Below are 19014 nucleotides of genomic sequence, written 5' to 3' on the forward strand. Positions count from 1 at the left end.
ATTTAGCGGTATAAAATAATTGTTCACCCATTAATTGATTTAGTTATGAAAAAGTTCTTTAAAATCGGTTTAATTGCTGCATTATCGCTAACTGTTTCCCTTGCTCAGGCAAATGACAATGAATTTTCTTTGAAAGTTAAAGATGAAAAGCAGAAAACAATTAGTTTTTTGATGAGAAATAACAAAGAATTTAATTTTTCTGTTTTTTCTGATAATAATGATTTAGTTTTTGAACAAAAATTTAACGGCATTGCTGGCCTTACCAAAACATACGATCTAAATTCTTTGCCTGATGGCGCTTATCTGATTAAAGTAGAATCTGGTGCTACGGTTGCAGAATATGCCGTGAAGATTTCAAGCAATAAAGCTGCAATTTCAACAGCTAAAATCACTGAAGTGATTAAACCTAAAATCACAAAAAATAAAGATTTAATTACTTTGGATTATCAGGTAAAAGATAATATGCCAATTGAAGTTGCGGTATTTAATGAGCGTAACGATGAACTTTACTCTCAGGTTTTTAAAGATAGAACAAAGCTGATTAAAAAATTCAACATCGGTAAGGCAGATGGTGATTCGCTAACATTCGTGGTGAAACACAATAACGAATCTTTTACCAATACAATACAAACCCGCTAATTTTTAAAATAAACCAAACTAACGAAGGAGATGCTCATCAAGTCATCTCCTTTTTTGTTTTACTGCTGATTTAGTTTTAAGCAACTGCAAAAACAAATTCATTCATGATTAATCTATTCTCTATTTTTGCGAGGAAATAAACAACTTATTGATTTTTCCTGCGTATGGAACACGGTTTTTCAGGTTACAACTATGTTGAGGTGGTTTCATCTTTTTCTGAGTTGATTGATTTAGAAATGAAAGGAGAAGTAAATGCAGTTTGCTGGCATCGGAATTTAACCGGAGATTTTTCAGAGATCGTTTCTAAGCTTCAACTCAAGGAAGATTTAACCGAAGTTTCGATGGGAGAACTCAGTGCCTTGCAGTTGTCGAAGGAGGGGAGTAGAGCCAGGGAAATCATCATCAGCGATTTTCAGTGCCTAAGTGATTATGGGGCGTCGCCTTCGCTTAATTTGATTAAAACCTATCAGCGTGATGAGGAACTGGATTTTATTTCAACAGATGTATATTCTTTTCATGTAGATCGTTCGCCCATTGGTACCGATACTTTTCTCTGCACATACTTTGGTGCTGCCAGTGAAATTTTAGCCAACAACGAAGCAGAACAGAAAATCCTGATCCCGGAAATTCGCGAGCAGCTTAAAGCGCTATATGATGGACCAGAGGTGGGTTTTGATACATTCCTGAGCGAACATTTTTTTGACTTGCATTATCAGGCGAAACAAGAAGCTTCGACCTTGAGTTTGGGTTTGGGTAATTTGTGGAGGTTGGCAACAGACTCTCCGGAAGGAAAGGTTTTGCCTAGCATCCACCGGGCTCCTCAGGAGAAAGAGGGTGAATATCGATTGATGATGATTTGTTAAGGCGCCTTACAAGGCAGAGGCCGTAGTTATTAAACCCGATTTAACGGAAATACTTTTTATTACCATCAACGCAAATAAGCCGTCGTGCCTCAGCATGACAGGTGTTTATAAAAAGATTGTAGTGAGAGCGGGGCTGAGGGAACCGATTGGTACTAAAACTGCTTTCCAAATCATTTGTATTTTGCATCTTAAATATGCGCACTGTATTACACGCCACTAGCTAACGACTTTTTTCTGCTCAATCATTTGATTTTAAGAAATATATTGTTACTTTTGCAACCCCGTAATATACCTCGGGATTAAAAAATTAAAAACATAATTTATAACAATGAATCAGTACGAAACTGTTATCGTTCTAACCCCATTGTTATCTGAAGAAGCAGCGAAAGAGGCATTAGCTAAATTCAAAGCGGTTCTTGTAGATAACGGTGCCGAAATTATCCAAGAGGATAATTGGGGTTTGAGAAAATTAGCGTATCCAATTGAGAAAAAATCAAACGGATTCTTCAACTTAACTGAATACAAAGCTTCAGGAGATTTGATCGCAAAATTAGAGCTTCAATTAAAACGCGATGAGCGTGTGTTACGTTTCTTAACTATCCGTTTAGATAAACACGCTGTTGCTTACAATGAGAAAAAACGTAGTGGTGCGTTTAACAAAAAAACTAAGGAGGTTGCAGCGTAATGGCAAGAGAACAAATTCAATACGTTACTGCCCCTAAAGTAGAGGATAACCGTAAAAAATATTGCCGTTTTAAGAAAAATGGTATTAAATACATCGATTACAAGGATGCAAACTTCTTGTTGAAATTTATCAACGATCAAGGTAAATTATTACCAAGACGCCTTACTGGTACTTCGTTAAAATTCCAACGTAAAGTTGCTCAAGCTGTTAAACGTGCTCGTCACATCGGTTTGTTACCATTCGTTGCAGATCAATTAAAATAGGAGGCTCAGAGATATGGAAATTATTTTAAAACAAGATATTAAAGGCCTTGGTGAGAAAGATGATGTAGTTACAGTAAAACCAGGTTATGGTCGTAACTATTTAATCCCTCAAGGATTTGGCGCTTTGGCTACTTCTTCTGCTAAAAAAGTTTTAGCTGAAAACTTAAAGCAAGCTGCTTTTAAACAAGATAAAATTAAGAAAGATGCTGAAGGTATTGCTGAGCGTTTAACTGCTGTTAAACTTTCTATCGGTGCTAAAGCTGGCGAAAGCGGAAAAATCTTTGGAGCGGTTAATACCATCCAAATCGCTGAAGCATTAAAAGCGCAAGGTTTTGATGTAGATCGTCGTCGCATTACTTTCGAAACTGAACCTAAATTTGTTGGCGAATATGTTGCTAACTTAAACTTACACAAAGAAGTTAAAGTTCAGGTTCCTTTTGAAGTAATTGCTGAATAAGCATTCTTAAACGAATCAATAAAAAGTCCTTTCAGTTTTCTGGAAGGACTTTTTTTATGGGCGATACTGTTGAATGTTTTTCACGTTTCGTGAAGATAACGTGGTATTTTATACCCATTTACAATGACTTTAGGTGTCAAATGATTGTGTAGTAAAGGTTGTGTTTTATGGTTTTATTTTTGTTTATGCGAGATAAAATCAAATATGAAACTGAGACTTACCTTCTTAATTTTATCAATTTTTGTTTGTGCAAGACTAAATGCGCAAAAAATTGATCTCGATCGGGCCTATGCCACTTATGCTTATACGCTGCTGCCTACAGCTCCACTACCTCCCGAATACAAAACCTTTAACGTATCTGCCACTTTAAATTCATCGGCAAGCAATGTTTCAACTGCCGAAATTGAAGACCGGGCGAGTATTGCCGGATTCCAAAAAATTAATAAAGGTACTAAAGCCGACTTATCTCTTTATTTAACATTTGGTGATTTTATGATTGATGGTGCAGAAGTAAAAGAGCGTGTAGAAATTGTAAAAGACAAAGCAGGAAAGGAAACCGGAAGGAAGTATTATTACTGGTCGGTAATTACCTATTCATTTTCAGGTAGTATGCGTTTAGCCAATAATGTTTTGGGAAAAGATTTGTTAAATAACGTTCTACAATCTCCTTCATCCAAATCTACACACAGTTCAAGCGAATATGCGAACAGAGCAGACGCTGCTGGTTACTGGAATAACAATAAAGAAGCAATCAAATCGAAATTGTTAACTGATGCCATTAAAGGTAGGGTAGATCAGGCTAGCAACACTTTGACTAATCTTTATGGATACCGCCAAACTAAATATAACTATCTTATTTGGTTTCAGGGAGAGAAAAAACATCCTGAATATGAGCTTAATAATAAGATGATTGAGCAACTAAAAACTGCTGCATTATCAATAAAGGCAAATCAACCCATTACCCCTGAAATCAAAGAAAATTTTAAGCCTGTTATTGATTATTTTAATGATGTTAAAGTACGTTTCAATAAGGATGAAAAAACGGATAAGAAAATGCGTTATTCTGCTTTCTTTAATCTGGGATTTATTTATGTAATGCTTGAAGACTATACAAATGCAAGAAAAGAAGCAGATGGCCTTTTTGAGAATGATTACGATAAAAAAGATAGTAAGGATATTATTAAAGAAATTGATTACGCTGAAGGGCAGATGAAAACCAATAATACCAATACCCGACATTTTGTTAATCCACGCGTACCTGCTGATACGCTTTAAAAAAAATAGCCTCTAATTTTATTGGAGGCTATTTTTTTTTATCCTTTCGGTGTAGTAGGTCTGATCTCCACTTTGCTAGGCAACGTTCTCGCTGGCATCGCCAAAAGATCAACAATTAGTTTTCCCATATCTTCGGGTTGAATTTTCCAGGCATCATTTTCAGCATCGGGATGATGGTCGTTAAAATGACTGGCTACTGAACCCGGCATAATGGTACTCACTTTTACTCCATATTTTCTTAAGTCGAGCATTACAGATTGTGTAAAACCTGTTAAGCCAAACTTGCTGGCATTATAAGCGGCGCCGCCAGCAAAAAAGTTTGTGCCTGCCAAACTGGATATGGTAAAAATGCTTCCTTTGGTTTTTTTAATTTCCTCTACACTGGCTTTTATGCTGTAGAACACCCCGGTAAGGTTGGTGTCGATGATATCATTCCAGAGTTCAACATCCATCTCATCTATTGGTGCAAAATTTCCTACGCCTGCATTAGCAATGAGTGCATCGAGCTGTCCCCATTTTTCAATCACCAGGTTTACGGCACCTTGTTGAGACTGGAAATTTTTTACGTCAGCTTCGATGGCTAAAACATCTCCAAACTCTACTAATTTTGCTGCTGCCTCATTTGCGCTATTGATGGTTCTGCTTGTGATGGCAACTTTATAGCCATTTTTTAAAAGTGATTCGGCAATGCCATAACCAATACCTTTACTTCCTCCTGTTATCAGGGCGACTTTTATACTCATGATTTTTTTGTTTTTATCTTCTCAAAAGACAACAAATATGTTTCCATACGGTTTTCTGTTTCCGGATAAAGATCGTAAGGCCCATCATTCGAAATAAATGTTTTCATATTTTGCTACCTTTGCGCCATGGCTAAATCGCGTTCTACCAAATCAAAAAGCAAGCAACCTTTATTAAAAAAGATTACCAATATTGCCACGAAGGTATTTTTGTACTTTTTGATGGTTTCGTTTTTATGGGTATTGGCCTATCGCTTCATCAATCCGCCAATTACGTTGTTGATGGTGTTGCGGAACATTGAGCGCAAATCTGACGGTAAGTCTTTTAAAACCGAGAAAAAATGGGTTGATTTTGAAGACATGTCTGATAATATGAAACGTGCTGCGGTTTCGGCCGAGGATCAGCTGTTTTTAAAACACATTGGTTTCGATGTTAAAGCCATCGAGAAAGCCTTTGCCGCAAATGCGAAAAGCAAAAAAGTTAAAGGCGGAAGTACCATATCGCAGCAAACGGCAAAAAATGTTTTTTTATGGCCAGGCCGATCATGGGTTAGAAAAGGTTTCGAAGCGTATTTCACTTTACTCATCGAAATGTTATGGAGTAAAGAGCGGATATTGGAAGTTTATTTAAACGTGATTGAAATGGGGGATGGGATTTACGGTGCCGAAGCAGCAGCGCAAAGTTATTATGGTAAATCATGCCATAAGCTTTCTAAAGCTCAGGCGGCATTAATTGCGGCTTGCTTCCCTAATCCCATCAGGTGGACACCCAAAAATCCTACACGATATATCAGACACCGCCAATATTTGATTTTAAGAAATATGAATAGGCTGGGACCACTGGATTTTTAGTATTCAGTCTTTAGATGTTTGGTTTTTTAGTTGTTTCGGGTGTTGAGTTTTTTATTTGTTTAAACCCAAACAACCAAAAAACTATCAAGCCAAAAAAACAGAAAGGACTAATCATGATCCTTATTCCACCTGATTTTGATTCCACCTTTTTCATCATCAACCGCTTTTAAATGCAGTACAATTCCCCGCATTCTGGCCTCACGCTTTTCCTGACGGGTAAGGTTCTCATCCCCTTTGGGATTTCTCAACGGGATATCTAAAGCTACATTAGTTCCGTTGCCTAAAGCATAAACACCTTTAACATTAAAATTCATGGCGCTTGAGTTAATCTGCATCGGACTGATGTCTATCTTGTCGCCACGGATGTTTAGGGTTCCATCCAGGTTTTTAATTTCTACATTCGATAGGTTTCGGTTAGCAAAAGCAAACTTACCAACCTTTACCATTGGTTCAAAATTTACTAACGCCGCATTATTTAAGTTAAAAACAACCTTACCATTAATGGAACGAGGCAATATTTTACCTGTGTGAGAGATTCTTCCTCCTATGTTTACAGTTGAAGATAAGTAACCTTTTAAATTTTTATTGGTGATCGTTTTCTGACCGAAATTATCAAATGAATAAAAGAAATCTTTTACGCTTACGTGGTTAATTTTCGAGTTGATTTTGAAACTGTTTGAACTCGGTTCCTGAATAATGTTTCCGGTTAAAGCCAATGTTCCGCCTGCATGCGCCACACTTATTTTGTTGAAGTAAATTCCTTCACCACGTAAAGAAATATCGGCAACCAGATTTTTCGCCAGGAAGTTATCGTATATCGCTTTTCCTACGGTAAGGTTAATATTCATCTTCGAAACCTCTAAAACATTGCTCAGTTCTTTTGATGCTGTTTTAATTGAACTGCCTCCGCTCGTTTTTTTCTTGCTTGTTCTTGGGCCTAAAAAAGGCAAAAATTCGTTTAAATATAGTTGCGGACTGTGCATCTTCAAATTCACCAGAATTTTATCCGGATCAGTATAATACAGATTGGCAAAGTTTGCGATGTTACAGCTTACATTCAATTCACTTTTACCTAGCTGAAAATGACCGTTCTGAATAGATAAATCATTTTGATCGAAGTTGATATTTAAGGCGCTTTTAACCAGTCGGAGTTTTCTGGGGATGTAAAGAATATCAGCATTATCGATTTTTATTTTCCCGGATACTACCGGTTTGGTGAAGCGAAAATTATCAATATCGGCCTTGCAATATAATCTTAAATCGGCTGTACCTTGTTTAAACTCAAAATCTTGTGTACCCAAAGAATTATTTAGGTTTGATAGCGGGAACTGCGAAGTTACCAATCCCGTTGCAATTGGTCTGGCCAGGTTTGTTACGGTGAAAGTATCAATTTTAAGGGGCGCATTGTAATATTTGGCTGTTAAACGATGAAATTTTATAGCCGAATTTTCATCACCAATAATTCCGCCGGCGGTGTCAAGGTTAGTAAAAGACCCATCGAAGTTAGCAGCCGTGAGTTTGCCCGCAGGAATAGATATTACATTATCGCGAACAGTGATGCCAACATTAATTAAGGGATCGCCGTATTTTCCTGATCCATCATCAATAATTTTTCCCCTAATATTGATGGGTTTCTCAATGCCAAATTTCAAAAGCTTCGACGAGATGTTTGGAGAAAGCAACATGGCTACATCTTTAAATAAGATATCATCAACGGCAATGCTAATTGCAAAAGCTGATTTATCAAGTTCAACTTTAGCGCCGATTTTGAAAGGATGACCTCCGATTTTCAATATTTCAGGATCCAAAATAATAGCATCAAGCTCTCGGGAATAGTGTGCTGAAAGTGTTCCCTCTAAAGATTTATCTTTTAAAAAGCTTCCTTTTCTCGTATTGAAAGCAAAGCTATTTACCTGGGTCTTCAATTTTATTTTACCAGTCCAGCCACTATCCGGGTATTGCATTCTTCCTGCTACCTGATCAATATTAAAATTAAAAAGCTTGTGCCTTTTTTGATTGTCGAGTATAAGCGTAACACGATTGAGATCGATTTTTTTTACCGCTAAATCTGGTGTTTTTGAATCTGATTTTTTAGTTGTATCGGTTTTTTTGCTTTTAAAGATACTGGTGTTGCTGTAGCCGTTCGAATCGGTATAGATGTAAATTGATGCATCATTAATTGCGATTTGATTAATGTTAACATTTCCAACGATTAATGAGAGCACATTTAGCGAAACATTAATATCTTTTGCTTTGATTAAATCGTGTTTATGTTGCGACCATAAACTATCTCGCAGTAAAATGCCATTTAGTGAAACGGAAACACCAGGGAAGCTTTTTAGTAAAGTAGGCTCCATCCCGGTAGCCGTAATTTTACCGTTTAAATTTTTGTTTAACTGGCCCAAAATAGAAGTTAAAATTTCTTTTTTGTTTCTGCTAATGTAAAACGCCCCCGCAAGCCAGGTAAGGATTACTAAAATAATCAGACCAGATAATATACCTAAAGAAATTTTCAGCCAGCGTTTCATAAACATTATTTGATATAAGCAATATAATGTTATTTAATGCATAATTGTTTTATGCCGCTGCAATTTAAAAGATTAAACCGGGTGCTAACGACCCAAAGAAAAGGTTACCTCTAACGCAATTTATGTATTTTTCAGTTTGCGTGAATTTTTATGGAATTAGGTGTGCAAAAACAGTAGAGTGCCAGCTATTTTTAAAAGGCACCTCCCATTTGTTTTCCAATTCGGCCAGGGTTTGCACCATATTATTAAATACGATCGTTTCTGAATTGATTTGCTTAATGTTGATCAACGTTTCGAAATCTTCTTTGCTATTTACCACCACATCATTGCCAACTTTATAAGCCATGTTGAAGCGATTAAATAAATCTACCTGATATTCTTGTTCTATTTCTTTGATTAACCTGACAGAGCTATCAATAGAGCAACCGGTCACGTTAGCCTGCGATTCATCAACAGTAAGGATGATGAAAAATCCATGTCTGATTTCTGCTTTAGCCAGCAATTCATTTCCATGTGCTTTCCATTGGTTGGTAAAGGATGATAACTTATCTAAAATTGCAATTTCTTCAGCAGGAGTGAATTTGCGATCACTCTGGTAAACCCAAACTCTTGATTGTGGAGAAAAACTCATATACAAATTTACTATTTTAATTAAATTGCTGTGTTTAAAACGACATCCCAATGAAAAAGTTTACAATCGGCTTGGAAATATCCTTTCTTTCAGCTCTATGCATCATTTTATGCGCTTTTTCAGATCCGGAGTCTATTGAACAGTATGTAGGTTTTTTGCAAAAATCACTAACCGATCATTACGATAGTGGCCAGGAAAATGGCAAAATTAAACGTTACGAACTCAACATTACTAACAATGGCTTTTGTCGTTACAAAAGATATTTTAACAATGGTAAAACGGAATATTTTGCCTTTAAATTATCAAAATTTAAAGATATGGACTACCTCGGAAACACAACTGCCGGGAAACTGTATTTGAAAACCAAAGGCGATGATGTAATTGTTCAAACCTACAAGGATAGGGGTGGCGATGTAGATTCTATGGCCACGCAGGTAGTGATTCCGTTAAAAAATATCGAAGCTGAAGATCTTAATCTGATTCGTGATAATCTGGAGCGAATCATTAAACTGCCCTAAAATGAAATAAGTCTCAGCTTTTGACTAAGACTTATCCCTTTTGATTTTATTTGCAGCTTAAAGTCCGTTTGCTCTGGCGGTAATTTCTGCAATATCCAGCACCTTTACTTCCTGTTCTTTATCTTTAAGTTTAATGCCATCACTTAACATCGTCATACAAAACGGGCAACCTGCTGCAATAAACTGAGGATTGGTTTCTAGGGCTTCGTCAATCCGTTCTACGTTAATATCTTTTTTGCCTTTTTCTGGCTCCTTAAACATTTGTGCGCCACCTGCTCCACAGCATAACCCATTGCTTTTGCAACGTTTCATTTCCACCAACTGTGCATCTAAAACCTCCAGCGCTTTCCTTGGTGCTTCGTAGATCCCATTTCCACGGCCCAAATAACAAGGATCGTGGTAAGTAATTTTTTTGCCTTTGAAGCTTTCGCCGCCTTCCGCTTTTAACTTGCCTTCATTAATTAAATCTTGGATGAGTTGGGTATGGTGGATCACCTCGTAAGTTCCGCCCAATCCCGGATATTCGTTTTTGATGGTGTTGAAGCAGTGCGGGCAGCCAGTAACGATTTTTTTAATATTATAAGCATTTAATACCTCAATATTGGTCATGGCCTGCATTTGAAAAAGGAATTCGTTGCCGGCTCTTTTTGCCGGATCTCCGGTACAACTTTCTTCTGTGCCTAAAACCGCGTATTTAATGCCCACGTGATGCAGAATCTTACAAATGTCGCGGGTGATTTTTTGCGCCCGTTCATCGTAACTCCCTGCACATCCTACCCAAAATAATATTTCTGGCTCTTCTCCTGCGGCCATCAATTCGGCCATTGTTGGTACTTTAAATTCCATGTTTAAGTATCAAATATTTAGTGTCAGGCATTTAGACCTGAATTTTTATAGTTTTATTTTATGGAGTTTCGAAACTCACTTCATCAATGATGGCTTTCAGCTGAAAACTATCTTTCCTGTGCCCAGTTAAAACGATCAGCAGGAGAATATTTCCAAGGTGCCTGATTGTTTTCGATATTGCCAAACATTGCATTAATACTTCCAGGTGCCTGAGATTCTTCCATTACTGAATAACGACGCAGTTCAGTAATAATCTGCAACGGATCGATATTTACGGGGCAAGCCTCTACGCAGGCATTACAGCTGGTGCAGGCCCAAATTTCTTCTCTGGTAATGTAATCATCAAGCAAAGCTTTTCCATCCTGATGTTCTGCGCCGTTTTTATCAATGTTTTTTCCGATCTCAGTAATCCGGTCGCGGGTATCCATCATAATTTTTCGGGGCGATAAAAGTTTTCCTGTGATATTTGCCGGGCAAACTGAGGTGCATCGGCCACATTCTGTGCAGGTATAGGCATTCATCAGGTTTACCCAACTTAAATCAGTTGCATCTTTTGCCCCAAATTTTCCAGGTTCAGTTTCAGCATGAACAAATGAAGGATCGAGCATGGCTTTCACCTCGTTTGTAACCGAAGCCATATTTGTAAATTCACCCTTTGGTTCCAAATTAGAGAAATAGGTATTTGGAAAGGCAAAGAGAATGTGAAAGTGTTTAGAGTATGGCAGGTAATTTAAAAAGGCCAATATTCCGATGATGTGAAACCACCAACATGCCCTTTCGATCGTAATCAATGCGCCTTCCGATGAAGGCAACAAATCCATTAAATACTGACTTACCGGAAACGATCCTGCAAGCGTATAGTGCGATGAACCTAAAAATTGAAGTTTTGCATCGGCAGCATTCATTAACAGAAAAGCACTCATCAGCAAAATTTCGGTAATTAAAATATAGTTGGCATCAGATTTTGGCCAGTTCGTCATTTCTACACCGCGGAAGCGTTTTAGTTTCAACACATTTCTGCGGATCAGGAAGATAACGCAGGATACCCAAACGGTTAAGGCCAGTATTTCAAATGACCCGATTAAAAAATTATAAAGTCCGCCAAGGCCATGAAATATACGGTGAGTTCCAAAAATTCCATCGATCATAATTTCCAACACTTCGATGTTAATGATTACAAAACCGATGTAAACAAAAAAGTGAAGGAAAGCGGGGATTGGACGCACCACCATCTTCGATTGGCCAAAAGCAACCCTTAACATGGTAATTAATCTTTTTTGAGGCTGATCACTGCGATCAACTGATTTTCCCAAGCGGATATTGCGGATAATTTTGCGAAAATTAACCGTAAACAGCGCAATTGCTGCAAGTGTTATTACTAGAAATAGGATCTGAGCCACCATGCAATATTATATTGTTTATGCTAAATTAGGATATTAATCTAAATAAAATGCTATGCATGCATAAAAAAATCATTTAAATTTATTGTTTGTATTGATTCTAAGCGGAAAGATTAGGCGTGTTTTTTCCTGATAAAAATTAATTAATTGATAATCAGCATGCAACTGAAATAATGGAAAAAAAGTTTTGCTTTTGCAAAAAGAACACTACATTTGCAATCCCAAACGGGAGGTGCCATAGCTCAGTCGGTAGAGCAAAGGACTGAAAATCCTTGTGTCCCTGGTTCGAATCCAGGTGGCACCACTTCCAAAGCCTTTCAGTAATGATGGGCTTTTTTGATTAGCGGGATCTCAGCGATTGAGAAAAAAATTAAAAGACGTTGTTGCATTTGATAAAAAGAATCTTACATTTGCAATCCCAAACGGATGGTGCCATAGCTCAGTCGGTAGAGCAAAGGACTGAAAATCCTTGTGTCCCTGGTTCGAATCCAGGTGGCACCACATCAAAAAAGCCTCTGAAATTAATTTTTCAGAGGCTTTCGTTTTTTTATGTTTCGATGTGTGGTTTTTCAGCCAACTCTCTTACTATAGCCAATGCTTTTGGCCAGGTTTTTTCAAAATAATCTTTCCACTCGGCAGTAATATTTAAATCAACCAGTAGCGCTGTTTTGCCATCCTTATCTTCTAAAGTGTAATTCTCAAAGGCAGGGCCCCAATCTACATCCAAATTCTCTTTACCATCTTTTATTTCTCCAATATGTTTGATGGATAGATATTTATTTGGAATATTTTCTTCAATCGTGGCAACCATGCCATTGCCAGAACCATCTCCAAATATAGCTTTGCTTCCTTTCTGCCAATCGGTTTCTACTGAAGAATTTTCAGCAAATGCTGCAGTCCATTTAGGATAAGTATCGGTTCCTAAAAGTATGTTCCAAACTTGTTCCGGACTGGCGTTAATTTCGGTTTTGAATTCGATTTTTTCCATGGTATTTGAATTTAGTTAAGAATTTTCCATTAATGTTACCCAGGCGTTTACGGCTTGTTCTAAATCTTTTCGGTGTTTATTCACATCATCCATACAATAAAACTTTGCATATGCTTTGCCTTTCGTTTGCGCTTCCAAAAAGTTAAAGTCATCTTCGAGCAAAGCAGCTTTATGAAAAATAACCATTACATACTTTGTTATTTTTGGATTGATTGTGGCCATGTCGCCGTTAAAACTAAAGCTTGGCCCGCCCCACTTAATATGTCCTTCAACTTTTGAATTGGCATTTAAGATTATTTCAATAACTTCCTCCATTTCTTTTTTTAATGGATGAGTTAAATTAGCCATAAATTCAGTTATTTTTTCATTTTTGCTCATCGTATTTTTCTTTACTCAAATATCTGTAACGCAAAGTAAAATGCTACGGTGCAAAAGCGACATTTCTAATGGCCTAATCAGCCTACTATTAATCTTTAAAATAAAATGGCGGAAATAGCAGGTGCTATATTATTATTGAGTAGGCGTTTTGCTTTTTCACCTCATTGTAATTTAATCGGTAGATTTGAGTTATTCGACGGTACATCAAGACTGAACAACAATATTTTAATTTAAATTTAGTTTGTTGATACAGAAAAAGTTATGCGCTGACAACCACTCTCGATTAATAAACGTATATCACAAAAAAATAAGCAAACAAAACACACATGATAAACAAAAATTTTTGCTTCCATACGGTTGTATTGCTAAGCCTTTTTGGCTTTATTTCCGCTTGCAAAAAAGATGCTACTGCCCCGGCAGAGACGCCGGGAACAACGACAGCGGCAACGGCTTCCAGAGCTGAGTTGACAAAGGATTCTATTTTTCTTTATAGCAAAGAACTATATTATTGGAACACTTCTCTACCTACCTACGCAGCATTTAACCCACGCAGTTATAGCTCAAATGAATCCGAACTTTATGCCTTAACGCAGTATTCAACTGATCCTACAACAGGTAAGCCTTATGAATATGTTAGTAATGCTGCTGAGCCTAAATATTCTTTTTTAGATTACACCGCTACGAATGGAAAGGTTTCGGTATTGAATTTAAAAGCTGATGTAAACGGAACAGCTAACGACTATGGCTTTTCAGTAATGTACAATACTACTAATGATTTAAGGGTGAAATATGTTTATCCAAACTCTCCGGCCAGCCAGCAAGGATTAACAAGGGGTTGCAGAATCACCAGTATTAACGGAAGAACCAGTTTAACTTATAGCACCACCAGCGGCATTATCAGTTTTTTAAACGAAGCGATTTTTGGGAGCAGTCCTTCAGTTAGCTTAACATTTACTGATTTAAATGGTGCCAGCAAAAGTGTAGTGGTGAACAGCAGCAGCTATACGGTTAACCCAATTTTATTTACCAATGTTTACACCGTGGGCAGCAAAAAAGTAGGTTATCTTGTTTTTAATAGTTTCACTAATAACGTTTCCGCAGCTTTGAAAACCGTTTTCGCTAATTTTTCGTCGCAAGGCGTAACGGAGTTGGTTGTGGATCTTCGTTATAACGGCGGCGGTTATGTTTCTACCGCTACAGAGATCATTAATCTGGCAGCGCCTGTTGGTCAGAACGGAAATACCATGTACACCACCTTTTATAATAGCTATTTGCAACGACTGACAACAGCACAACGGAAGGCATCGGTACTAGCGCATCAGCCTTTGCTCGATGCAAGCGGTGATATTCAAAGTTTTACCACAGGAATAAACGGCAAATACGCCACCTACGCAGATTTAAATTATTCGGCTAGTGCAGCGGATAATATTGAAAAGTTTGCAAAATCAGGTTCTTTAGCCTTAAGCAGGATCTATTTTATTGTCACCGGATCTACGGCTTCTGCCAGCGAATTAACAATTAATAGTTTAAAACCGGTAATTGATGTTAAGCTGATTGGAGAAACCACTTACGGGAAACCGGTTGGCTTTTTCCCCATCAGAATTGATAAACTCGATTTGTATATTCCCGAGTTTGAAACCAAAAATCAGCTTGGCGTTGGCGGATATTATGCTGGCCTCAGCGTAGATAAAAGTGCCTTTGAAGATTTAACCAAGGCATGGGGTGATGAAACGGAAACTTTATTAGGGTATGCATTGCTATATGCCAGAACAGGAAGTTTCGTAACAACGGCTGCTAAAACAGCCAGCCTCTCTGCAACTTCTACCACTATGCCTGATAAATTATCATCAACGGAGATTAAGGTGGTAAGGGAAAATCTTGATCCGATCGGGATTAAAGGCATGATCATGGTGCCTGACCATAAATTTTAAACGAAAAAAAACTCCCGTAAGTAAGCTTAAGGGAGTTTTTTGTTTAGAGCAATATCTTGCTGCTAATGTCTTTATTTATGGTAATGTAACCAGGATATTTCACCGGTGTATTCCCAAGCATAAAAGTTGGCTTAATTTTAATGGTTAAAAGTCCTAGTTTTTCGTCTTTCGAAGCAGATCCTCTTTGAGCGGCCTTTAAAACATCGTTGAAAACATTTCCATTTGAAACCAGCCCGTAAATGTTACTGATTAATTGAACGGGTACAGTAACGGTTTGCCCTTGCGCAATGCTTACATTTTGGTTCACAATACCCTGAGCCAAATCTGTATTGTTAACCAGGATTTTATATTCAAACTGATTAATGGCTGCCAAATTTGCCGATGGATTGGTAATCTCTAAATTAAGGTTGGCCTTTAACGGGATGTCTTTTCTTAGTAACCCAAGTGCAACACCCGGCAAACTCGTTAAACTAAAACTTTGCTCATCCATTAGCTTCTTCACATCTGTTCCGGCAATGGAAACCTGTTGAATGCCTGTGATTTTATAAGTACAATCTTCGAGCGCTTTTATTTGCTGCGCTTGCCTGTTTATCCCGCAACTAAACAGTGTTAGTGTGAACAGGCATAGCAATAGTGTGTTTTTCATGTTTATCATAACGCCAAATTAGCAAAACTATTTCAGCGTGTGTATTGGTTTAACAAAAATTACCATTAAGCACTTGGGGTGATGGTTTCGATATTGCTGCGCTCATCGTTCGCATCATCATCCTTTGAATCATCATCACCTGATTCGGATGCCGCTTCATTATTTTCTGGTTTGTCGTTCTGGCTCCTATCATCCTGTTGTTCTGTAGATGGATCATCTTCTCCTTCAGTAACTTCTTTGCCTTCGCTTTCCGGCGATTTGCTTTCTGCTCCAGACTGCTCTTTACTCGCTTCTGTTTTACTTTCAGGAGATTCACTTTCATCATCACGATGCTCGTCAGGGTCGTTATCAGTAGTTTTTTTTGGAGATTCATCTACCGGTTTAGAAGGATCAACCTCTTGTTTATGGGCTTCAGGCACAACCGTTTCAATATCCAGTTGCACATCATCTGTAGGTTTGGGTTGTGCGTTCGTATTTTCCTGTGGTGTTTTATCTTTTTCGTTTTCCATAACTTTTCTTTTTCTTAATTAAATAGAATCAATAGCCGTTTTGTTTGGATTTTCTTAAATGTTAGCTTTGAGAAAAAAAGCCATGGCCATCACTTACAGAAATATAGAAGAAAAAGATAATCAAGAACTCGCAGCAGTAATCAGAACAATATTCCGGGAATTCAAAATAGATCAGCCTGGTACGGTTTACACCGATCCGACTACCGATCACTTATCTGAAGTGTTCAAAACAGAACAATCAATCTACTGGGTGGCTGAAGAGGATGGAAAAATTATTGGCGGTTGCGGCATTTATCCTACCGATGGCCTGCCTGATGGTTGTGTGGAGCTGGTGAAACTTTATACATCAGCCGCAGCAAGAGGTAAAGGTGTTGGCAAAACATTGATGCAGAAAAGCATTGAATCCGCTCAGCATTTTGGCTATAATGAAATTTACCTCGAGTCGTTTCCTGAGTTAACCACCGCCATATCGATGTATGAAAAAGCAGGATTTAAATATCTGTCGGCACCGTTGGGCAACTCTGGGCATTTTGCCTGCAATGTGTGGATGCTGCTATTACTTTAAAATATTTAGAAGGAAATTAGGGATTAGGATAATTTTTTAACCCGTTGGGATAACAAAATCGGAAATTTTAAGGTGTTAGGCTAAGTTTACAGGATGAAAGGAACCAAAGTTATATTGATACATCTCATCTGTTGGATAACAGTTTTAGCCTATTTTTATGGCGAGGCATTAATTAGAGGCGTTACGTTACGCCAATCGGCCTTTGATATTTCCATGAATTTTATTCAGATTGTGGAGTTTTACATCTGTTATTTATGGATTTATCCCCGTTTTTTAAAACGTGAAAAAATTCCTCAGCTAATTGGAGCCATAATTTTTACCATTGCCGTGTTTATCGCTTCGCGGTATTTAATTGAGCAAGTGTTATACAAAAACTGGTTTGGTATGCAAAATTATCCAGATGAAACACCGATATCTAGATACATTGCAGATAATATTTATTACAGTCTGGCATTCCTGGTGGTTCCTGCAGCAATTTATAGTGTTCAACAAAATTTTAAAACCGAAATTGCTAACCGAAAGCTGAAAGCTGAGGTGGTAAAATCAGAACTTGCTTTCTTAAAATCTCAGATAAATCCTCATTTTCTTTATAATACTTTGAATTATGTGTATTCACTGGCGATTCCGGTTTCTGATCAGTTGGCGAGTGCTGTATTAAGGCTTTCTGATTTGATGCGATACACTTTAAACGAGAGTCCGGATGGAATGGTAACCCTAAGTAAAGAGGTTGAATATCTGGAGAGTTATATTGCACTTTTTAAGATGCGTTTTGAGCCTCATTTCTACGTAGATTTCAGCACAGACGGTATTGCCGAACAAAAAATTGCTGCACTCATGCTCATTCCTTTTGTAGAAAACGCATTTAAACATGGCGTAGTGAGTGATGAAAAACATCCGATACGGATTAAACTTAAATTAAACGGGAAACGATTGAGTTTTGAAGTGAGTAATAAAATTAGTCATGCGCAGAAAGACCATTCGAGTGGAGTAGGTTTGGTGAACGTACACAGAAGATTGGATTTAATATATCCTGAAAAACATGAATTGCTGATTTCGAACAATGGCAATACCTACAAAACCACTTTGATTTTAAGTATATGAAGACGGGTTCATTAAATAAAGCGATTGCTGCTGTTTTGATTTTAATTGGATTATTCATTTCGGCTTGTGCGCCCATCAGGGCGGTAAGGTGGTGGCAACCCGATTTGAGTGATAGCAGCAAATTCAGGAAAGCCAGAATAATGCCGGCTAAAATGCCATTCCGGTTTATCGCTAACACCAGGCAGCTAAAACATCAGCAGCTGAAAAACTATTTGGACACTTTCCTCAAAAGAAGCAATACAAATGCATTTATCATCATTAAAAACGATACGATCATTTACGAGCGCTATGAAGATCAGGTCAATCAGAATACGCTACACTCCAGCTTTTCAGTTGCCAAATCTTTTGTGGCGACTTTAATCGGCATTGCCATTGATAAGGGTATAATCTCATCTCCAAATGATTTGGTTATTAAATATCTTCCGGAGCTGGAAAAGAATGATCATCGCTTTAAGAAGTTAACCATACAACATGTTCTTGATATGCGTTCGGCCATTGATTATGATGAGAATAAAGAAACTCCATTTTCTGCCATCACCAAATTGTATTATGGAAGCTCCCTGAAAAATCAAATCGCCGGGTTAAAAATGAAAGGAGAGCCAGGCTTAAAGTTCGAGTATCAAAGTGTAAATACGCAACTTCTGGCCAATATTTTAGAAAAAGCAAGTGGTAGAAAAATTCAGGATCTTTTTGCTGAATATTTGTGGCAACCTTTGGGTGCAGAATCGAATGCACTTTGGAGTTTAGATGGCCAGGGAACAGCAAAAGCCTTTTGTTGTTTAAACGCTACCGCAGCAGATTTTGCTAAATTAGGTAGACTTTACCTGAATGAAGGAAACTGGAACGGGAAACAAATCATCTCGCAAAGATGGATTGAAACGACTACAAATGCCGATACGCTGGATGCCTTAGGTTATAAAAATCAATGGTGGGCATGTTATGATTATCGTTATTTCAAAGATTCGTTAAGTGCAACAGCTGCACTAACAAAAGTCGGGGCTAGCGTACCGATTAAAAAAACAAAATACAATGGTTATTATTTTAAACTAAAAGCTCATGACTATACCGCAGAGGGGATTTTAGGTCAGTTTTTGTATGTTAATCCTGAAAATAAGGTCATCATTGTCAGAATGGGAAATTATCCTAACAAGAGAATGAACTTTGAAAATTTTATCCCAAAAATAGGCCGACAATTATAA

Annotated in this window: 21 protein-coding genes and 2 tRNA genes; 14 read left to right on the forward strand and 9 right to left on the reverse strand. The window is 37.6% G+C overall.

Annotation, left to right across the window (positions count from 1 at the left end; all coding sequences use genetic code 11):
- Positions 1-45: 45 nt before the first annotated feature.
- The 6 genes from R2Q70_RS07375 to R2Q70_RS07400 all read left to right on the forward strand — a co-directional run bounded on the left by R2Q70_RS07375 (position 46) and on the right by R2Q70_RS07400 (position 4182).
- A complete protein-coding gene (locus R2Q70_RS07375; protein WP_316806997.1) occupies positions 46-639 on the forward strand; it encodes a hypothetical protein in 594 nt (197 codons plus the stop codon).
- Between the two features lie 164 nt (positions 640-803).
- Positions 804-1502: a DUF1826 domain-containing protein gene (locus R2Q70_RS07380; RefSeq protein ID WP_316806998.1), complete on the forward strand. Its 699-nt coding sequence runs from the start codon at positions 804-806 to the stop codon at positions 1500-1502.
- Between the two features lie 328 nt (positions 1503-1830).
- On the forward strand, positions 1831-2187 hold the full coding sequence (rpsF, locus tag R2Q70_RS07385) for a 30S ribosomal protein S6 (protein ID WP_010599581.1): 357 nt from the start codon (positions 1831-1833) through the stop codon (positions 2185-2187).
- Positions 2187-2450: a 30S ribosomal protein S18 gene (gene rpsR, locus R2Q70_RS07390; RefSeq protein ID WP_010599582.1), complete on the forward strand. Its 264-nt coding sequence runs from the start codon at positions 2187-2189 to the stop codon at positions 2448-2450. Before rpsF ends, rpsR begins: the two co-directional genes overlap by 1 nt.
- A gap of 13 nt (positions 2451-2463) precedes the next feature.
- Positions 2464-2907: a 50S ribosomal protein L9 gene (gene rplI / locus R2Q70_RS07395; protein WP_010599583.1), complete on the forward strand. Its 444-nt coding sequence runs from the start codon at positions 2464-2466 to the stop codon at positions 2905-2907.
- 204 nt (positions 2908-3111) lie between these two features.
- Positions 3112-4182 (forward strand): hypothetical protein, encoded by a 1071-nt coding sequence (locus R2Q70_RS07400; RefSeq protein WP_316806999.1) that lies wholly within the window; start codon positions 3112-3114, stop codon positions 4180-4182.
- A 38-nt stretch (positions 4183-4220) separates the two neighbouring features.
- On the opposite strand, the gene R2Q70_RS07405 is transcribed toward R2Q70_RS07400, so the two are convergent.
- Positions 4221-4925 (reverse strand): SDR family oxidoreductase, encoded by a 705-nt coding sequence (locus R2Q70_RS07405; RefSeq protein WP_316807000.1) that lies wholly within the window; start codon positions 4923-4925, stop codon positions 4221-4223.
- 126 nt (positions 4926-5051) lie between these two features.
- Here R2Q70_RS07405 and mtgA point away from each other — a divergent pair, with 126 nt between their 5' ends.
- Positions 5052-5774, forward strand: a complete 723-nt coding sequence (gene mtgA / locus R2Q70_RS07410; protein ID WP_316807001.1) for a monofunctional biosynthetic peptidoglycan transglycosylase — start codon at positions 5052-5054, stop codon at positions 5772-5774.
- 107 nt (positions 5775-5881) lie between these two features.
- On the opposite strand, the gene R2Q70_RS07415 is transcribed toward mtgA, so the two are convergent.
- Entirely contained in the window at positions 5882-8302 is a 2421-nt protein-coding gene (locus R2Q70_RS07415; RefSeq protein WP_316807002.1) for an AsmA-like C-terminal region-containing protein, read from the reverse strand.
- A gap of 148 nt (positions 8303-8450) precedes the next feature.
- Positions 8451-8933 carry an ABC transporter ATPase gene (locus R2Q70_RS07420; RefSeq protein ID WP_316807003.1) on the reverse strand — a complete coding sequence of 161 codons (483 nt, stop codon included), beginning with the start codon at positions 8931-8933 and terminating at the stop codon, positions 8451-8453.
- Between the two features lie 50 nt (positions 8934-8983).
- Between R2Q70_RS07420 and R2Q70_RS07425 the strand changes: the two genes are divergently transcribed.
- On the forward strand, positions 8984-9451 hold the full coding sequence (locus R2Q70_RS07425; RefSeq protein WP_316807004.1) for a hypothetical protein: 468 nt from the start codon (positions 8984-8986) through the stop codon (positions 9449-9451).
- A gap of 57 nt (positions 9452-9508) precedes the next feature.
- On the opposite strand, the gene R2Q70_RS07430 is transcribed toward R2Q70_RS07425, so the two are convergent.
- Together R2Q70_RS07430 and R2Q70_RS07435 are read right to left on the reverse strand one after the other, a co-directional pair.
- Positions 9509-10297: a (Fe-S)-binding protein gene (locus R2Q70_RS07430; protein WP_316807005.1), complete on the reverse strand. Its 789-nt coding sequence runs from the start codon at positions 10295-10297 to the stop codon at positions 9509-9511.
- A 107-nt stretch (positions 10298-10404) separates the two neighbouring features.
- The gene (locus tag R2Q70_RS07435) at positions 10405-11700 is read right to left on the reverse strand and encodes a (Fe-S)-binding protein (RefSeq protein ID WP_316807006.1); all 1296 of its coding nucleotides are present in this window, start codon (positions 11698-11700) and stop codon (positions 10405-10407) included.
- Positions 11701-11928: 228 nt separating this feature from the next.
- On the opposite strand from R2Q70_RS07435, the gene R2Q70_RS07440 reads away from it, so the two are divergent.
- Positions 11929-12001, forward strand: a tRNA-Phe gene (locus R2Q70_RS07440).
- 124 nt (positions 12002-12125) lie between these two features.
- Positions 12126-12198: transfer RNA gene (locus R2Q70_RS07445), tRNA-Phe, on the forward strand.
- A 46-nt stretch (positions 12199-12244) separates the two neighbouring features.
- Here R2Q70_RS07445 and R2Q70_RS07450 read toward each other — a convergent pair.
- Both R2Q70_RS07450 and R2Q70_RS07455 read right to left on the reverse strand, forming a co-directional pair.
- Positions 12245-12685, reverse strand: a complete 441-nt coding sequence (locus R2Q70_RS07450) for an SRPBCC domain-containing protein (RefSeq protein ID WP_316807007.1) — start codon at positions 12683-12685, stop codon at positions 12245-12247.
- A gap of 15 nt (positions 12686-12700) precedes the next feature.
- Entirely contained in the window at positions 12701-13063 is a 363-nt protein-coding gene (locus R2Q70_RS07455) for a DUF1801 domain-containing protein (RefSeq protein WP_316807008.1), read from the reverse strand.
- Positions 13064-13389: 326 nt separating this feature from the next.
- Between R2Q70_RS07455 and R2Q70_RS07460 the strand changes: the two genes are divergently transcribed.
- Positions 13390-14994: a S41 family peptidase gene (locus R2Q70_RS07460; protein WP_316807009.1), complete on the forward strand. Its 1605-nt coding sequence runs from the start codon at positions 13390-13392 to the stop codon at positions 14992-14994.
- 43 nt (positions 14995-15037) lie between these two features.
- On the opposite strand, the gene R2Q70_RS07465 is transcribed toward R2Q70_RS07460, so the two are convergent.
- Entirely contained in the window at positions 15038-15640 is a 603-nt protein-coding gene (locus tag R2Q70_RS07465) for a hypothetical protein (RefSeq protein ID WP_316807010.1), read from the reverse strand.
- Between the two features lie 65 nt (positions 15641-15705).
- Positions 15706-16149 (reverse strand): hypothetical protein, encoded by a 444-nt coding sequence (locus R2Q70_RS07470; RefSeq protein WP_316807011.1) that lies wholly within the window; start codon positions 16147-16149, stop codon positions 15706-15708.
- A gap of 67 nt (positions 16150-16216) precedes the next feature.
- On the opposite strand from R2Q70_RS07470, the gene R2Q70_RS07475 reads away from it, so the two are divergent.
- From R2Q70_RS07475 to R2Q70_RS07485, 3 genes are all read left to right on the forward strand, one after another.
- On the forward strand, positions 16217-16714 hold the full coding sequence (locus R2Q70_RS07475; RefSeq protein ID WP_316807012.1) for a GNAT family N-acetyltransferase: 498 nt from the start codon (positions 16217-16219) through the stop codon (positions 16712-16714).
- Positions 16715-16807: 93 nt separating this feature from the next.
- A complete protein-coding gene (locus tag R2Q70_RS07480) occupies positions 16808-17815 on the forward strand; it encodes a sensor histidine kinase (protein ID WP_316807013.1) in 1008 nt (335 codons plus the stop codon).
- Positions 17812-19014 (forward strand): serine hydrolase, encoded by a 1203-nt coding sequence (locus R2Q70_RS07485; protein WP_316807014.1) that lies wholly within the window; start codon positions 17812-17814, stop codon positions 19012-19014. The genes R2Q70_RS07480 and R2Q70_RS07485 overlap by 4 nt, the downstream gene beginning before the upstream one ends.

The sequence above is a fragment of the Pedobacter agri genome (assembly GCF_032678665.1).
Taxonomy (GTDB): Bacteria; Bacteroidota; Bacteroidia; order Sphingobacteriales; family Sphingobacteriaceae; genus Pedobacter; species Pedobacter agri_A.

Bases quoted from the DNA above. Each gene is read 5' to 3' on its own strand.
- R2Q70_RS07375 (WP_316806997.1), top strand. From the start codon at position 46: ATGAAAAAGTTCTTTAAAATCGGTTTAATTGCTGCATTATCGCTAACT.
- R2Q70_RS07380 (WP_316806998.1), top strand. From the start codon at position 804: ATGGAACACGGTTTTTCAGGTTACAACTATGTTGAGGTGGTTTCATCT.
- rpsF (WP_010599581.1), top strand. From the start codon at position 1,831: ATGAATCAGTACGAAACTGTTATCGTTCTAACCCCATTGTTATCTGAA.
- rpsR (WP_010599582.1), top strand. From the start codon at position 2,187: ATGGCAAGAGAACAAATTCAATACGTTACTGCCCCTAAAGTAGAGGAT.
- rplI (WP_010599583.1), top strand. From the start codon at position 2,464: ATGGAAATTATTTTAAAACAAGATATTAAAGGCCTTGGTGAGAAAGAT.
- R2Q70_RS07400 (WP_316806999.1), top strand. From the start codon at position 3,112: ATGAAACTGAGACTTACCTTCTTAATTTTATCAATTTTTGTTTGTGCA.
- R2Q70_RS07405 (WP_316807000.1), bottom strand. From the start codon at position 4,925: ATGAGTATAAAAGTCGCCCTGATAACAGGAGGAAGTAAAGGTATTGGT.
- mtgA (WP_316807001.1), top strand. From the start codon at position 5,052: ATGGCTAAATCGCGTTCTACCAAATCAAAAAGCAAGCAACCTTTATTA.
- R2Q70_RS07415 (WP_316807002.1), bottom strand. From the start codon at position 8,302: ATGAAACGCTGGCTGAAAATTTCTTTAGGTATATTATCTGGTCTGATT.
- R2Q70_RS07420 (WP_316807003.1), bottom strand. From the start codon at position 8,933: ATGAGTTTTTCTCCACAATCAAGAGTTTGGGTTTACCAGAGTGATCGC.
- R2Q70_RS07425 (WP_316807004.1), top strand. From the start codon at position 8,984: ATGAAAAAGTTTACAATCGGCTTGGAAATATCCTTTCTTTCAGCTCTA.
- R2Q70_RS07430 (WP_316807005.1), bottom strand. From the start codon at position 10,297: ATGGAATTTAAAGTACCAACAATGGCCGAATTGATGGCCGCAGGAGAA.
- R2Q70_RS07435 (WP_316807006.1), bottom strand. From the start codon at position 11,700: ATGGTGGCTCAGATCCTATTTCTAGTAATAACACTTGCAGCAATTGCG.
- R2Q70_RS07450 (WP_316807007.1), bottom strand. From the start codon at position 12,685: ATGGAAAAAATCGAATTCAAAACCGAAATTAACGCCAGTCCGGAACAA.
- R2Q70_RS07455 (WP_316807008.1), bottom strand. From the start codon at position 13,063: ATGAGCAAAAATGAAAAAATAACTGAATTTATGGCTAATTTAACTCAT.
- R2Q70_RS07460 (WP_316807009.1), top strand. From the start codon at position 13,390: ATGATAAACAAAAATTTTTGCTTCCATACGGTTGTATTGCTAAGCCTT.
- R2Q70_RS07465 (WP_316807010.1), bottom strand. From the start codon at position 15,640: ATGAAAAACACACTATTGCTATGCCTGTTCACACTAACACTGTTTAGT.
- R2Q70_RS07470 (WP_316807011.1), bottom strand. From the start codon at position 16,149: ATGGAAAACGAAAAAGATAAAACACCACAGGAAAATACGAACGCACAA.
- R2Q70_RS07480 (WP_316807013.1), top strand. From the start codon at position 16,808: ATGAAAGGAACCAAAGTTATATTGATACATCTCATCTGTTGGATAACA.
- R2Q70_RS07485 (WP_316807014.1), top strand. From the start codon at position 17,812: ATGAAGACGGGTTCATTAAATAAAGCGATTGCTGCTGTTTTGATTTTA.